This is a genomic window from bacterium, from assembly GCA_030647005.1.
Taxonomy (GTDB): domain Bacteria; phylum Patescibacteriota; class Patescibacteriia; order JACPHY01; family JACPHY01; genus JAUSKG01.
The window spans coordinates 13,004-28,712 of the sequence record JAUSKG010000034.1 but is presented as its reverse complement, the minus strand read 5'-3'; the positions used below and the strand labels follow the sequence as shown (position 1 = coordinate 28,712).

12 protein-coding genes, 2 tRNA genes and 1 pseudogene are annotated in these 15,709 nt (G+C 61.8%); 5 read left to right on the top strand and 10 right to left on the bottom strand.

From position 1 onward, the window contains the following. Window positions 1-10: 10 nt before the first annotated feature. The 5 genes from Q7S96_04895 to Q7S96_04875 are packed head-to-tail and all read right to left on the bottom strand — an operon-like array spanning window position 11 to window position 6,831. Window positions 11-1,345 carry a hypothetical protein gene (locus Q7S96_04895; GenBank protein ID MDO8463570.1) on the bottom strand — a complete coding sequence of 445 codons (1,335 nt, stop codon included), beginning with the start codon at window positions 1,343-1,345 and terminating at the stop codon, window positions 11-13. Continuing rightward, the gene (locus tag Q7S96_04890) at window positions 1,329-2,624 is read right to left on the bottom strand and encodes a bifunctional glycosyltransferase/class I SAM-dependent methyltransferase (protein ID MDO8463569.1); all 1,296 of its coding nucleotides are present in this window, start codon (window positions 2,622-2,624) and stop codon (window positions 1,329-1,331) included. The genes Q7S96_04895 and Q7S96_04890 overlap by 17 nt, the downstream gene beginning before the upstream one ends. Window positions 2,625-2,627: 3 nt before the next feature. Continuing rightward, window positions 2,628-4,355: a hypothetical protein gene (locus Q7S96_04885; GenBank protein ID MDO8463568.1), complete on the bottom strand. Its 1,728-nt coding sequence runs from the start codon at window positions 4,353-4,355 to the stop codon at window positions 2,628-2,630. Beyond that, the gene (locus Q7S96_04880) at window positions 4,352-5,206 is read right to left on the bottom strand and encodes a glycosyltransferase (GenBank protein ID MDO8463567.1); all 855 of its coding nucleotides are present in this window, start codon (window positions 5,204-5,206) and stop codon (window positions 4,352-4,354) included. The genes Q7S96_04885 and Q7S96_04880 overlap by 4 nt, the downstream gene beginning before the upstream one ends. Before the next feature lie 14 nt (window positions 5,207-5,220). Continuing rightward, complete coding sequence (locus tag Q7S96_04875) at window positions 5,221-6,831, bottom strand: hypothetical protein (protein MDO8463566.1); 1,611 nt, start codon at window positions 6,829-6,831, stop codon at window positions 5,221-5,223. A 56-nt stretch (window positions 6,832-6,887) separates the two neighbouring features. Here Q7S96_04875 and Q7S96_04870 point away from each other — a divergent pair, with 56 nt between their 5' ends. Then, on the top strand, window positions 6,888-7,532 hold the full coding sequence (locus Q7S96_04870) for a hypothetical protein (GenBank protein ID MDO8463565.1): 645 nt from the start codon (window positions 6,888-6,890) through the stop codon (window positions 7,530-7,532). Between the two features lie 95 nt (window positions 7,533-7,627). Then, the gene (locus tag Q7S96_04865) at window positions 7,628-8,968 is read left to right on the top strand and encodes an FAD-dependent oxidoreductase (protein ID MDO8463564.1); all 1,341 of its coding nucleotides are present in this window, start codon (window positions 7,628-7,630) and stop codon (window positions 8,966-8,968) included. Between the two features lie 519 nt (window positions 8,969-9,487). On the opposite strand, the gene Q7S96_04860 is transcribed toward Q7S96_04865, so the two are convergent. The 5 genes from Q7S96_04860 to Q7S96_04840 all read right to left on the bottom strand — a co-directional run bounded on the left by Q7S96_04860 (window position 9,488) and on the right by Q7S96_04840 (window position 12,010). Continuing rightward, window positions 9,488-9,562: transfer RNA gene (locus Q7S96_04860), tRNA-His, on the bottom strand. 23 nt (window positions 9,563-9,585) lie between these two features. Beyond that, window positions 9,586-9,657: transfer RNA gene (locus Q7S96_04855), tRNA-Arg, on the bottom strand. A gap of 251 nt (window positions 9,658-9,908) precedes the next feature. Then, entirely contained in the window at window positions 9,909-10,364 is a 456-nt protein-coding gene (locus tag Q7S96_04850) for a hypothetical protein (protein MDO8463563.1), read from the bottom strand. Between the two features lie 112 nt (window positions 10,365-10,476). Then, window positions 10,477-10,983 (bottom strand): hypothetical protein, encoded by a 507-nt coding sequence (locus Q7S96_04845; GenBank protein MDO8463562.1) that lies wholly within the window; start codon window positions 10,981-10,983, stop codon window positions 10,477-10,479. A 52-nt stretch (window positions 10,984-11,035) separates the two neighbouring features. Continuing rightward, on the bottom strand, window positions 11,036-12,010 hold the full coding sequence (locus tag Q7S96_04840) for a tyrosine-type recombinase/integrase (protein MDO8463561.1): 975 nt from the start codon (window positions 12,008-12,010) through the stop codon (window positions 11,036-11,038). Between the two features lie 169 nt (window positions 12,011-12,179). Between Q7S96_04840 and rpsO the strand changes: the two are divergent. From rpsO to Q7S96_04825, 3 genes and pseudogenes are all read left to right on the top strand, one after another. Further along, a pseudogene (rpsO, locus tag Q7S96_04835) lies at window positions 12,180-12,440 on the top strand (30S ribosomal protein S15). A gap of 147 nt (window positions 12,441-12,587) precedes the next feature. Then, on the top strand, window positions 12,588-13,130 hold the full coding sequence (locus Q7S96_04830) for an NYN domain-containing protein (protein MDO8463560.1): 543 nt from the start codon (window positions 12,588-12,590) through the stop codon (window positions 13,128-13,130). Between the two features lie 110 nt (window positions 13,131-13,240). After that, the gene (locus tag Q7S96_04825; GenBank protein ID MDO8463559.1) at window positions 13,241-15,526 is read left to right on the top strand and encodes a polyribonucleotide nucleotidyltransferase; all 2,286 of its coding nucleotides are present in this window, start codon (window positions 13,241-13,243) and stop codon (window positions 15,524-15,526) included. Window positions 15,527-15,709 lie beyond the last annotated feature (183 nt).

Genomic DNA, 15,709 nt, shown 5'->3' with positions numbered 1-15,709 from the left:
GTCATGTCCTTCAGAAATGTATCGTGAGAAAGAGGTTGAGCGCAGCACTGCAGATGATGAGGATCCTTGCGAAAGCAGGGAGGCGGTAGTTGTGGAACGATGCAAGGAGTACGAGAAAGAGATACGGAAGGAGGTCAAGCATATAGCGCGGTCCGACCTGCGTCCATCCCGGCCAGTAGTACAGGAGGAGTAACAGGAGGATGGGAACAACGGTCATCGCCGCCAGGCGCACCGAGCGCTCCTCGCGAAGTGATTGTCTCGTTTTCCTTGAGAACAGGTAGAGGAAGATGGGTGCCGTCACAAAGAAGCTCACGCCCGGGTCTCCGACGGTGACGTACGGTGCGGTGAGGTGGTACGTTCTTCTGGAGCTCGTTGCAATGGGAAGCGTGACAGGATCCAATGACCTGACGAAGTAGTAGTAGAGATTCGTCGGAATATTCTCGATACGGAAGAGGCCGTAGTGCAGCAACTCGTAGCGGTCCTCGGCGGTTGCGGTGCTCGCATTGGCTAAGCGGTAGCCGTTTTCGAATATCGTCCCAAAGCGGACAGCATTGTATCCGAGGAGCAGCACGCCCGCGAGGAAGATGGGTACGAGAAGCTGTGCGAGGGAGACGTACTGTTTTCGGGATGGGAGACGACTGCTTTGGAACAGGATATCGCCCACGAAGAAGAGCACGCCCACACCCGCAGTCACTCTACTTGCAAAAACGAGTGCGCACGCGATGCCAATCATCCACCACCGTCTCCTGCCAAGCCATTCCTGGATTGCGAAGAGTGTAAAGAACACCGCGATGGCCTGAACGAAGTACCAGCTGTGTGATACGAACGCAACGAGGTGGTACGTTGAGGCAAAGACAAATGCGAATGCGAGCCACAGCGCATCTCGATGCGAGTATGACCAGTGCCGTGCGATGGAAACGCAGAGCATGAAAATCCCCAGTGTGAGGAAGAATTGGAGATATCCCTGGAGGAAGAATCCATGGAACACACTCGCAACGTGGACAAACGGCATGAGCAGGATCGCTGGAAGTGGGCTCAGTGGCCAGTAGTACCGTCCGTGGATGAAGACCGTATCAATGAGGGTTTCTCCGGGTGCGTCAAAGAATGGATTGAGAAAATAGGCGACACCCTGGAGGAACGACTGTGCGAGGTGCGCGAACTGTTGTTGTGAAGTGATGGAGAAGTTTGTATGGAGCGTCACAAAGAAGAGTGACAGGATGCTGACCGCGAGCACGATGATCTCGACGAACATGCGTGGAGGTGTCCCCCTGCGGAAGAGTCCGGGGAGGTACCGGTCGGCGCGAGTTGAGAGATGTGCGAAGAATCCTTTAGCGCGTTGCAACATAGCAGCAGTTGTATCCAAAGAGGAACGGCCGTACTCGGACGGAGGAATATCCCGCTCGCCGGAGCATCTCGTGGAGCTCGCGGGGATGGAAGAGTGTTTTATGTTCCTCAATCTCATGGGCATCAATGAGGCGAAGGAACGCAAGGAGGTGGAGTATGGGTTGCGCTCGCGGTGTTGGAGTGGTGAGGATGAGGCATCCGTTGTTCTTGAGGAGTGTTCGGCATTCGTGTAGGAAATGATCCGGGTCATCGAGATGCTCAAGGACAGCAAGCGCAATGATGGTGTCAAATGTCTCGCCGTCCAATTGCGCCACCATTTGCTCGGCTGGAGTGCGGAGGATGCGGACATTCCGGTACTGTGCAGGACGGACATCAGGATCAACGCCTGTGTACGTGGAAACCCGTGTGCGCAACTTCCATGCGAGCGATGCTTGTCGTCCGCAACCGACATCGAGTACGGTTGCGGATGCGTGCGGCGCGAAGACGCGCCAGAGCGCTCGTTCCCGCCATGCGCGGATGCAGAGATCTAAAGGACCGTAATGGAGATCGGACACTCTGTACTTCACGAGTAATAGCACTGCTCGAACGCCATCCCGCACACGAATCTTTTTTCCCTCATGGTACGAGCGCGGCGTGTAGGTGATGGAAACCTCCGGGATGGTGATGCCGAGCGTCGCGATTTTTGCCGTCACCTCGATTTCGGTGCCAAAACCGTGCTCTCGGAGATCTAGGAATGTATAGAGCTGCGTATTGATGAGCTTATAGCACGTTTCAACATCGGTGAGACGTTGTCGAAACAGGAGGTTTGTCAGAAGGGTGAGTATGCGATTGCCCCAGAGGAACGTCTTACTGGAGCACGCATTCACGATGTCCTTGTCGCGAGACCCGTAGATGGCGGGGGCATGAGTCAGATGCGCTGCAGTGACGAGTGTCTGGATGTCCTGCGGATCATATTCGAGATCGGCATCCTGGATGATGATGTAGTCCCCATGTGCATGTTCCAGCGCAGTGCGGATGGCGGCACCCTTGCCGCGGTTTGTCGGATGCGTGAGGAGGCGAATCGAACCGTCACAACGGGCATCCGCAAGCGTGTGCGTGATCCACTCTCGTGTTCCGTCAGTTGATCCATCGTCAACAAAAAGGATACTTTTTTCAATCTCGTTGTTATCCACCGCGAGGCGCAAGCGTACGAGCGCATCGTAGATGCGTGCGATGGTGCGTATCTCATTGAAGCTCGGGACGATGATGGTTATTGTTCTTATGGGAGATGGGAAGCGCATACGTTATCGGGGTGTTTCTTCGGTGGATGGTGGCGCGAGCTCGTAGACCTCGGCGCCGTCGTTCGCGTATGCGAGGTGCACCCCCGGGAGATCTGTGGGATGGAGCACCCATACATCGCGATGGGTATCGGTGACGAGAAAATAGCGGACGTTGAGATTGCGCAGGAGCAGCAGTGCATCAGCGGGTGACATCCGCGCCATGAGGATATCCAGAAGTGCTGCGCGTTTCACCGTGGCGTTTGTCGTCTCGTGCATGTGTCCGTACGCAACGGGCCGCGCGGCGTATCGCGGAACAAAGTACCCATCAATACTTGCCGCGACGGTCGCGTCGCGTTCGTCCGCGTGCGCGCGGATCCAGTGCATTGCGTCAATGGTGGCATTCGGGTAGAAGAAGTAATACAGGAATGTGGGGGTGTGTGCATTGCGCGGATCGTACCGGAGGAGGTCCGCGCCAACGACGGTGATTGGCGACAGCGCGAAGACGACGATCGCGGTGATCGCGCCCGTGAGCCGCGTCCAGCCGTACCGCGCGATGGGCTGCGGGAGGTGCGCGCGCAGCGTCGCGAGGATCGCCGCGAGCGCTGGCGTACCCGCGAGCACGAGCGCAACCTGAAATCCCTCGCTGAGCTTGCGCTGCCATGGGAACGGCGTGACAAGGAGGACCACATTCGCCACGAGCCACGCGATGAGGAGCCGATCGGTGCGTGTCATCGTGCGCAGACGTAGAACGATTCCCGCAGTGGCGAGCGGAATGAGCGCGCCGTAGCTGATGAGGACGACCCACCAGCGCGGCATCGGGAGGATGTTTTGTCGAAGGTGCCACACGGTGATCGGGTCTGCGTGGATAAGCCAGAGTTGGTACGCAATCGCTGGCGCACCCATGAGGAGTACGACCACCGTGAGTGCCACGAGGCGCTTCGGGATGCGTCGCGCAACGATTGTTTCGATGGTGATCCATGCGGCGAGTACACCGAAGATCGTCACGACGTAGTACGGCTGCATGTGAAAGAGCGCGAGTGCCGCGATGCCGGCGAGCACGGCATCGCGGATGTGGCCGGACAGCGCGTAACGGTACCCCAAAAGGATGATGCCAAGGAGGAGCCAGAGCGATGCGATGAAGTGCGGCGACGTGTACATCGCGGTGAACGGGAATGCCTCCGCGACGAGCAAGTCCATGAGGACTCCCGCTTCCTCTGGCGGTGCATGCGTCGCGTATGAGGTGAGTCCGTGCACGATGCCACCAAACCCCGCAGCAAACGCGATGCCGAGGAGTGCGATACGCCGGAGCGTGGACGCGCTCCAGGTGCCAGCGCCGCGCTCGATGAACGTCGTGACGAACACCGCGAGGAATGCGACGAACGGGATGATGAGGACGAGGCGTACCGCATGGAACGCCACGATCGCGGGGAGGTGGAGCACCGTCGCGATGAGTCCCATACCCAGCCAGAACGCGTGGAGGCGCGGGAATGGCGGCAGGTCTGACGTGAAGCGATTGACGAAGAGGAGGCGTCCCTCGCGTACCTGCTCGATGTATGAGGCGTAGACCGAGAAGTCCCCGACGTTGATGGACTGGAGGCCGGTGAACGTGGCATCCGGAGGCGTGTTGCTCCAGCCGTAGAGGAGCGGCAGGCCGGTGATGACCACGAGCGCGAGTCCAACGAGCAGCGCGAATCGTCGCTCGCTGCGTGCGAGCGTTTTCCAGGTGGGGAACGGCATTGTGCGGCCGGTCATAGCGGTGAGCGGAGGATCGTCCGGCAGTTGCGCACAATGATCCTGAGGACTTTCGCGATGGCAACACCCTCGCGCGGTTCATGCCATGCGATCGGAATCTCAACGATGCGGAAACCGGCGCGCTGCGCACGGATGCAGAGCTCCGTATCAAAGAACCACTGGTCGTCCCGGATGAGCGGGACGATGTCGCGCACCACCCGAGCGTTCACCGCTTTCGCGCCGCACGGCGCATCGGTCATGCGGAGTCCAAACCGGAGCCGGAGGAGGAGCGCGTTCGCACGCGAGATGATGTGGCGGAAGGTGCTCCGGTGCGTCTGCGATCCCGGGAGGTACCGCGACGCCGCCGCGATGTCCGCGCCACTGCGCACCGCGGCGATGAGCTCCGGGATGTGTCGAAGATCAGTGGCGAGATCGGCATCGAGGAAGAGGAAGATATTTTGAGGGACCTCTGCAAAACTCCCTTGTTTGTCATTGCGAGGAGTCCGCGACGTGGCAATCCCGGCCATGCAGTGCACCCGGCTTTCACCTTGTACCGATATGACCGGGATTGCCACGCCTCTCGGATTCGGCTCGCAATGACATGCCGTTGTTGTTTCGCTTGCAGCTTTTCGCCACGCGCTCATTACCGCGTGGCCCTTGCCCGGGCGATCGAGCTCGAGGAGTGCGAGGTGCGTGCCATCGTGTACTATCGCATCCCGCACGACATCGCGCGTGCGGTCCGTCGAGGCATTGTCAGCAACGATAACGCGCCACGGCTCGTGGAGCGTCGCGTGGAGGAACGTGAGGAGTCGCTCGATGGTTGCCGCGATGATGGGCTCCTCGTTCCGTACTGGGAGGATAACGGTGAGCATCCGAGCGTGCGTGATTACAATGCGTACACACGCGCTTCGTCGTCGCCGTAGACCTGCGTCGCGTCGAGGTCGGCATCGAGGAGCGCGGTGAGTTCGGGTTGGTCCGCGGTGACGATTGCGTAGGACGCATCCGTCACCGCGATGATGCGCTGCGCGATGCGGCCATCGGGGATATCACCCGCACGAATGGCGAGGAGCTCGCGGTAGCGTTCGCGGTTGTGGTAGTACGCGAAGCGTGGGTCGAGCCCCACGAGGTAGCGGTGGCGTCGGTCATGGAAGAAGAGGAGGGGAAAATCATCCCAGTCCGCGTGGAAGATGATGGCATTTTCCGGTGCGTGCTCCGCAATCCACGCGCTCGCGCCCGCGAGCGTTTCCACGGAGTATCCGGTGGCAAAGCGCTCGCGCTGCGCGCGGATGCCACGGATGGCGCCCACGGTGAATCCCGCAATGGCGACGAGGAGCATGATCGTCGCGAGCGGGCGTCGGAGCTCACCCGGCCTCCGCCAGGCAATCGCGACACGCGGCGGCCACGCCCACTGGACCGCCGGCTGGATACCCACGGCGATGAAGGCGATGAGGAGCGGTGTGAGGAACTCGATGTGGCGGCGCGCGCCGAGCGTCAGTGCGAAGAACGTCGCGGCGAGGAGTGCGGTCGCGATCGCGTACGCGGTCGTCTGTCGCCCGTTCGCATCAGTCCCACGCACCGTCCGCATGATGAGCACCATGAGTCCGTACGTGGCGATGAGGAGGAGCGGAATGAGGAATCCGATCGCGGAGGCGAGCTCCATCACGGAGAGTGGCACCCATTCGCCACCGGGAATGGCCTCGGGGATGCCGCCGATGACTGCGATGTTCAGGATTTGCTCGCGCGCCATCGTGAGGTTCGCAGGAAAGTACGGGTTGACGATGAGTGCGACCGCATTGCCGCAGAGCGCGGTGAGGATCATTCCGCACATGCGGAGGAACGGCTTGCCGATGCGTAGCGTGGGCGCGGTGCCGTCAACGATCTCCACGACGCACTGCGCGAGCGCAAAAGCGCACACCGCAACGGTGAGCACAGGCCAGTGGCTTGAGGTCCACGTCGCGAACAGCGTGGCGAGGAAGATGCCGATGTGCGACCGCTTCGCTGCCGCGGTCATGCCGAGGAAGAGAATAGTGAACGCGAACCCCTGGGACTTTGCGAGGTTCGCGCGGAGCATGAATGACGAGCTCCCGAGGAGGAGCGCGGTGAGCCAGAACGCGCCGCGGACGTTGAGCGTGCGGAGGAGTGCGGAGAACGTGATCGCGAGGAGCCCGACCGCGGCGATCGTTGCGATGCGGAGGCCCGTTGCGGTACCAAAGATGTTCACGAATGGAACGAGGACGAGGTGGTAGACGAAGTGGAGGTCTGCGAAGGTCTCGGGGAAGTTTGTGAGCGTGAGCCACGGGAACGTCTGCTCGAACACCCCCTCCGCCGCGAGCTCCGCCATGCCGGCGTGGTAGTAGGAGTCGGGGTCCGGGAAGTGGCCGGGCACCTGCACGATGATCGCAATGATCACCGCGAGCACCATGAGAACGCACCCCTGGAGAACGGGGTGCCCGAGTGCGCGTTTCCACGAATCACTTGGTGTTTCGACAGCGACCATCTTTCTCCAGTATAGGCCACCCCATGCTCCATGTCGAGGTGGTATACTGAGGGCCTATGCACCTCGTCCGTCTCCTCATTGGCATCTTCCTTTCGGTCATCGCATTTGTTGGACTCGTGTTCGTGCGCGATGCACACGTGACCATGTGCATGATCGGCGCACTCGTGCTCGCCGTGGGGCTCGTCATGCCGCACGCGACCGCTGTGTATCTCGTGTCCATCGGAACCGGGTGGGTTCTCTTCTTCACCGTGCATACCGCGACGACGTTCCTCGTCGCCGCGCGGCTGTTCGATCGGTTGGATATCGTGGACACGACACTCGTCGGGTTTGAGGGTTCGTGGCTCTACCACACGCTCGTGAACTTCGTGCTCCTCGCAGTGTTCGCGATGCACCTGGATCGCATGCGCTGGGTGGTGGGCGGCTACCTCGCCGCGCTCATCGCTGCGCCGCTCATGCTCGTCCTCCATGCCTACGGGCGTCCGCTCTGGACGGCGGTGGAGTCGCCGCCCCTCATCATACTCTACGCGCTCATCGGGCTCGTGCTCCTCGTATCGATCTTTTCGATGCGCTACCAGCGGACATTCCCGCGGTTCCTCCAGGACCTCCGCGTGCTCGCCGTCACGTCGCTCGTCTTCTACGCCGCGGTCACCCTCGTGCCCTACGCGATCCTCCTCTTCCGCGTGAACCTTCCGCGCGCTTGACCGCGTCGCACATCCGTGCGAGCATCGGAACGAGCGGCCTCGGTGCCGCGTTGTTCATGGTTCCTTCGATTGTCCCTCCAGAGGAGGAGTGTGCCATGTACGATCTTGCAGTCATCGGCGCTGGTGACACCGGCACTGCGAGCATCTACGTCGCATCCCGCTACACGAGCATGCAGCGCATCGCGCTCATCGAGCGTGAACAGGATATCGCCACGGGCGCATCGAGCCCCCAAACGAACTCCCAGACGCTGCACTTCGGCGACATCGAGTCCAACTTCGATCGGGCAACGACGGAGCGCGTGCGGGATGCCGCAGAGCTCGTCGCCGCGTTTCTCGATCGGTATGGGCATGCGGCGATGTACCGGAAGGGGCATAAGATGCTCCTCGCCGTGGGTGCGCACGAAGTCGCGCAGCTCAACGCGCGCTATGAGGCCATCCATGATCTCTTCCCCGACATCCGACTCATCGGGCGCGAGGAGATCGCGCAGTTTGAGCCACGCGTGATTGCGGGACGTTCTCCACGCTGCGCCATCCGTGCGATCATCTCCACCGATGGGTACATCGTGGACTTCGCGAGTATCGCGCGGGCGTTCGTCCGCCTCGCGCGGAAGAGCAGTACGACGGCGGTGGACGTGTTCCGCGCAACGCCAGTGACCGCGCTCGCGCGCGAGGAGGATGGATTCCGCATCACGACGCGCCGTGCCACGATCCACGCGCGCACGGTCATCGTGGCCGCAGGCGCGCACGCACTCCGGTTTGCGAAGGAGATGGGCCTCGCGGCGCACCTCGAGATCCTCCCCATTCGGGGGCGGTTCCTCCAGACGCGCATTCCGCATCTCCTCCGTGGCAAGGTGTATACGATGCAGCACCCCACCCGCCCGTTCGCGGCGATCCACGGCGATCCAGAAGTACACGACCTGCGTGTGACGCGCTTTGGTCCCACGGCGCTCGCGGTCCCCGTGCTCGAGCGGTTCCGCCTCAAGACCGCGTGGGATTTTCTCCGGACGATCGTGTGGAGTATTCGTGGTCTCCTCTCCTACGTCGCGGTGCTCTGCCGGCCAGACCTCATCGCCTTCATCGTGCGGATGGCAGCCATCGAGCTCATTCCGGTGCTCGGTAGGCGCATCTTCCTTCGCGCCGCGCAGAAGATCGTGCCCACGCTTCGGTCGCGCGACCTCACCTGGGCGCGTGGCGCGGGCGGCATACGGCCACAGCTCGTTGATACGCGGGCCATGGCGCTCAGCAACGCCGAGGGACGCATTGTCGGGAACGGTGACATCTACGAGATCACCCCCTCCCCGGGCGCGAGCGTCTGCCTCGGCATCGCGTGCGAGGACATCGCGCAGGTCTGCACGTGGGTCGGCGCGACCTTCGACCGCGAGCGGTTCCTCGCAGACCACACGCGCCAGCATCCACGCGATGCTGCGTCTCCCTGAGTACCACGCACCCCCAACGTAAGTTGGGGGTGCACTCTTTTTTTCTCCGCTATCCACTGGTGCGCTTGCATGCCTCCGCACTACGATGGAGACATCACCTATGCTCATCGAAATTGCGGCGTGGCATCTTGTCACAGCGGTCTCCTCCGTCATCGCGGCCTCCATCTACCACTCGCTCGACGAATGACGTGCTTGCGACAGTACTATTCCGATTGCTCTCGGCTCGCTGTACCAGCTCACCTCATACCTTCCCACCTCCTCTGTCGTCATTGCGAGTCCGCGAAGCAATCTCACACGATACAAGGGATTGTTGCTGGTGAGACGACGTTCCGATGTCGTCCTGAGGGCATCTGCGACCGAAGGATCTCACACGGTTCATGGATAGTGTGGGGTCTCTCGCTCGTCAAACCTCACTCGAGATGACGCAGGAGCGTCACTTCGCGGACTCGCAATGACGGACGGGAAAAAAATTCTATACGCCCAACAGCAAACACTCCGACATTACGTCGGAGTGTTTGCTGGGGCGGCCGAGGGGAATTGAACCCCCGTCCCCGGGACCACAACCCGGTGTTCTGACCATTGAACTACGGCCGCCGTACGGTGTTTCTTGTCACCTATGCCCCCGGAGAGAATCGAACTCCCATAGCCGGCTTAGAAGTCCGGCGTTCTATCCATTGAACTACGGGGGCAACATTCCGAGACAAACCTCCCGGTTTTTCTCGGCCTCTTTTCCCTACGCCAAGGTCGCTCGTCTCCGGACTTCGCGGGGGTCGGGCAAAGCCCTTCTGCCCCCGCTCGTCCTGCGGCTCGCTCGCGTTCAGATGCGGGAGCGACGATGCGCCGGTAACGGGCATGGACCACATCATCACCGTAGCATACACGACATACTGTTCAATGGCAACACCCGCTCCGGAGGGGAGCGGGTGTCGGTGTAAAGCTGCTACTGGTGCGGCGCGGTGATCGTTACAGAGTAGTACGTCCCCGGTGGTTGATCGAGACACGAGCACCACTCGGCCTCCGTGAGCGGGAGCGTGAACGTGTAGTTCGGAAACTCTTGCCCCGCGAGCGTCGTGACGTGGATCGTCCAGCGCTTGTGTGTCCAGCGCTCACCCGCGCGTTCTTCGACGGCATGGATAGAGGTGATGCTCTTGAGCCCGAGGATGTGCCGGCCACCCGCACCTCGTTGGTGTGGGGCCTCGCCGACGAAGGTCGAGAGCGTCACCAGGGCTTTTCGGTCCGGGACCCAGAAGTGATCCGGGAGCGTGCAGTGGCTGTGCGCGGGGTGGTGGATGAGCATCGAGTGCGTATCGGGCAGCTCAGGGTGCTCCAGTCGAACGACTTGCCGGTGCTGTCCTAACTCCACCGAGTGTACGGTCATGTACTTTGCGAGTTCCATGTTTTCTCCTCGAAAGGACTCCGTGAGCATGGTAGCTGGATCACCGTATCCTGTCAACTGCCTCAAGGAAACACCCGCTCCGGAGGGGAGCGGGTGTCTGCGGGTGCGGTGCTCACGCGTGTACGAGGGATAGCGTGATGCGGTAGTGCGTCCCGGGTGTTTGATTCTTGCACGCGAGGTATTCGTTCGGGGTGAGAAGCAGGGCGAGGGTGTACCGCGGAAGTCGGAGCGGCTCGCCGCTGGCATGCCATGTGCCGATGTGGAGAACGCGGTTGGTACGAACCTCGCGGTGTGGCGGGAGTGTTGGGCGGTCCTGCACGAGCTCTTCCCACACGAGTCGTTCGAGTGCGAGGAGCTCATTCGTATGCCCGCCGCTGTCACGAAAGGCATGAAATCCCTCGTAGGGTACGGGTTCTACCAGCACCGTGATGGTGTCCGGGAGGCCTCCGGCGTTCCAAGGGATCCCAAATCGCAGGGAGGTCGTGAGGTCTAGGACGAGCGTTGAGGTGGTCTGACTCCCCCAGTGATCGCTTTGCGTGGCGGATATGGTGAGATATTCGGTTCTGCCCCCAAGGGTGTAGTGGGCTCCCTCGATGTGTAGCTGCTTCTCCAGTTGCATGGTTCCTCCGTGGAAGATGCTGTCACCATGGTAGCAGGTGCAGTGCGTCCTGTCAATCACGGGGCGTCGCGCGTCGTCGGTGGCGGCGTTGGTGCACCGCGCGGAGCTGGCGGTTGGTGACGTGCGTGTAGATCTGGGTCGTCGTGATGGAGGAGTGGCCGAGCATGGCCTGGACATCGCGGAGCTGCGCGCCGCCACGGAGGAGGTCCGTCGCAAAACTGTGGCGCAGCGTATGTGGGTGGACGTGCTTCACGATTCCCGCTGCCCTCGCGTACTTCGCCACGAGCCGCTCCACGCTCCGCGCCGAGAGTGACCGCACTTCCTCCGGCGTGCGACGTACTGCCCGATCGTGCCGCACGAACACGAACGGCGACGGATCGCGCCGCGCGTCGAGGTAGCGTTTGAGTGCGCCCGTCGCGGTGTCCGACAGGAACACGATGCGTACCTTCCCACCCTTTCCGTGCACCGCGAACTCGCCGCGTTTGAGGTTGATGGCATCGCGTTCCACCCGCACGAGCTCGCCCACGCGCATGCCGGTGGAGAAGAGTACTTCGAGGATCGCAGCATCGCGGAGGCGGAGGATGCGTCCCGTGCCCCGTGTACCTTCCGTCACGTCCGCGAGCGGCGCGGCGAGGAGTCGTTCTACTTCCTCGGGCTCCAGGAACGCCACTTCCCGCTCGTTCTGTTTGGGGAGCTCGATCTTCTCTGGCGCGAGCGATGCGATGTCGCGCTTCACGCAGAACTTGAGGAACGAGCGCAGGATGACGAGGTGGAGGTTCTGTGTCCCAATGGTGAGCGTCTCCGCCGCGCGGCCCGGCCGACGGTGGAGCCACATGCGGAAGGCCCGCACGAGCTCCATCGTGATGTCCTCCGTGGATTTTGCCCCACGCTTCGCGGCAAACGCGAGGAATCGATCGAGCACGAACCCGTACATCGTGAGCGTCGCTGGCGCACGACCGCGCTCCACCTCGCAGTACTCAAGGAACTGCCGGACTGCGTGTTGGAGGGGGAAGGACTTGATGGTCATACACCGTGTGCAGGGTGCTCCGAGGATGCGTCGTAGAGGAATTATACCGAATCGTACCGGTTCTTGCTCTTTCCTGACACTGTGCTACGCTAGCCGCAGGTAATAATCATTGGCGATTGCTCGGCACCGCGCTCCATTGGCGGGTGCTTGGCAACTCGCGACACGGTTTATGGTTGACAAGAAGTTCAAGGAGCGACTCATCAAGAAGTTCCAGACGCACGAGGGTGACACCGGCTCCCCGCAGGTACAGATTGCGATCCTCACGGAGGAGATTCGGTTTCTCGTGGATCACCTCAAACTCCACAAGAAGGACTTCTCGTCCCGCCGCGGCCTCCTCAAGAAGGTCTCGGAGCGTCGTCGGCTCCTCAAGTACCTCGGTCGTGAGAATCCCGAGGCGCACGATGAGCTCGCGAAGCGACTCAAGCTCAAGACGAAGAGCGCGGTCGAAGCGGCGAGTGCAGAACCCGAGCCGCTCATTGGCGCCACGAAGAAGCGCATGAACCAGGCCATCAAGCACGGCGCAGGTCTCCGGAATGTTCCGGAAGTGCGCGGTGCCAATGCGTCATAACGCACGCGCATGATCAGACACGAGGAACAACGGGTCGCGGTGTTCATTGATGCGCAGAACCTCTACCACTCTGCGCAGCACATGTTCGGCGGCAACCCGAACTTCAAGGCCATCCTGGAGTCCGCGGTCTCTGGACGCAAGCTCGTCCGCGCGATCGCCTACGTCATTCGCGGCTCGTCCGGCACCGAGCAGGCGTTCTTTGATGCGCTCACGAACCTCGGCATCGAAGCGAAGGAGAAAGACCTCCAGGAGTTTGCATCCGGCGCGAAGAAGGCGGATTGGGATGTCGGTATCGCCGTGGATGCGATTCGCATCGCGGACCTCGTGGATGTCGTGGTGCTCTGCTCGGGCGATGGTGACTTCATTCCGCTCATCGAGTACCTCCAGCACGAGGGACGGCTCGTGGAGGTCTGCGGATTCCGTCCGACCACGTCGGGCAAGGTGCAGACCATCGCGGATGGATTCACAGACCTCAATGATAAGCAGTTCGTTATCATGAAGGGTCGGAGGCGGTTGATACGTCCCACCGCGGGACGAGAGACGGCCTCGTGAGTATTGTAATCAATGGCTGACCGCTAGACGGAGAGCACCCTCTGGTGTTCGGGTCTATCGGTCAGCCCATTTATGAGTTGAGGGGCATTGCGCGCTCAACTCCCATGTATATGGCTGACCAGATTCGTTCGTACGAGCTCCCATGGGGTGGGCGAACGCTCACCGTCGAGCTCGGGAAACTCGCCGGACAGGCAAACGGTGCCTGCCTCGTGCGCTACGGTGACACCGTTGTCCTCGCGACTGCGGTGCTCTCGCCGTCTACGCGCGAGGGGATTGATTTCTTCCCGCTCATGGTGGACTTTGAGGAGAAGCTCTACGCGGCGGGGAAAATCAAGGGATCGCGCTTCATTAAGCGTGAGGGGAGGCCGACGGACGAGGCGATCCTCGCCGGACGGCTCATTGATCGCTGTATCCGACCGCTCTTCCCGGAGGGGATTCGCAACGATGTTCAAGTCGTCATCTCGACGCTCTCCTGGGACGCGGAGAACGATTCCGATGTCCTCGGTATCACCGCGGCATCCATCGCGCTCGCGATTTCCGACATTCCGTGGGATGGCCCCATCGGCGGGATTCGCATCGGACGCATTGCATCGGACGATGATGTGACGCGGCAGGAGTGGGTCATCAACCCCACGTACGCGGCGCGCGACAAGAGCGTCCTCGACCTCGTCATCGCCGGAACTGCAGAGCAGGTGATCATGGTGGAGGCCGGCGCGAATGAGGTTCCGGAGGCGATCATGAAGGAGGCCATCCGTTTTGGCGCGAAGCACCTTGGCCCCGTCGTTGCACTCGTGCGGAAGATTCAAGAGGAGGCCGGCAAGGAGAAGGTACTGCCGGTGCCGGCTGCGGGTGCGGCGGACCTCGATGCGGCTGCGGCGGTCACGGAGACGTTCGTCACCGCGCGCGCTCGCACGGTGCTCAAGGCAGGTATTGCGGAGACCAAGCAAGATCGCAATGCGCTCGTGAAGAACCTCATTGATGAGCTCGACGCGCATCTCGTGGAGCGCGGTGTCGCCGAGGATCTCCTCCCGCAGTGCCGTCGCCTCGTCAAGCCGATCATTGAGCGGGTTATCGTGGGACTCATTCTCGACGAGGGCTACCGCATTGACGGCCGCAAGCTCAACGAAATTCGACCGCTCCACTCGGAGGTCGCGCTGCTCCCGCGCACGCACGGGTCGGGGCTCTTCCAGCGCGGGCAGACCCACGTGCTTTCGACCGTCACACTCGGCTCGCCTGGCATGGAGCAGATCCTCGACACGATGGAGTACGACATGAAGAAGCGCTACATGCACCACTACAACTTCCCGCCGTTCTCGGTGGGAGAGGCGCGGCCGATGCGCGGCCCGGGTCGGCGCGACATCGGGCACGGTGCGCTCGCCGAGCGTGCGCTCGAGCCGGTCATCCCGTCGAAGGAGTCGTTCCCGTACACCATCCGTGTTGTCTCTGAGGTCATGTCCTCGAACGGATCGAGTTCCATGGGCTCCACGTGCGGTTCAACGCTCGCGCTCATGGATGCGGGCGTGCCGATCACGGCACCCGTCGCCGGCATCGCCATGGGCCTCGCATCCGATGACACCGGCCGTTGGAAGGTTCTCACCGATCTCCAGGACCTCGAGGACGGCAAGGGCGGCATGGACTTCAAGATCGCGGGAACGCGAGCCGGCATCACCGCTGTACAGATGGACACCAAGACGAAAGGCCTCGCGCTTGAGATTTGTGACGCGGCGATTGACCAGGCACGCGAAGCGCGATTCCAGGTGCTCGACAGCATGGCGGAGGTCATTGCCGCGCCGCGTGCAGAGCTCTCGCAGTACGCGCCGCGCGTCGAGACCATCCAGATCAACCCCGAGAAGATCCGTGAGGTCATTGGCCCAGGTGGGAAGGTTATCAACGCGATCATCGACAAGACCGGCTGCGAGATTGATATCGAGCAGTCCGGCCAAATCTTCATCACCGCGGTGACGGCGGATGGCATGGAGCGCGCGAAGAAGTGGATTCGCGACCTCACCCGTGAGGTGGAGGCCGGCGAGATCTTCCACGGGCCAGTCGTCCGGATTCTCGATTTCGGCGCATTCGTCGAGGTGCTCCCCGGTCGCGACGGCATGGTGCACATCTCCGAGCTCGCGCCGTACCGCGTGAACAAGGTGGAGGATATCGTGAAAGTCGGCGACATTGTTCCCGTGAAGGTGAAGGAGATTGACGACATGGGCCGCGTGAACCTCTCGATCGTGGAGGCCGTGCGCGCCGGCGAGGAGTTCACCTTCCCACCGGCACCCGAGCGTCCCGTTGGCGGATTCGATCGCGGTGGTCCGCGTCCCGGCGGCCACAGCGGCCCGCCACGCCACGGTCCCGGTGGCGGCCCCCGCAGGAGCGGCCCGCGTCCCCCACGACGATAACGCGATTGCAGACGAACAGCCCGCGCACCATGCGTGGGCTGTTCGTCTTTCGTCTGTTGTACTCGGATGCACAGCGAGCTTTTCGTCGCGAGATACTCGCAGCGAGAAGCTCAATACCACCCCCTCCTACTTCCCCTCAAGATGAGGGGGAGAGCCGGAAGGGTGTTATCTGATCCTCCCCCC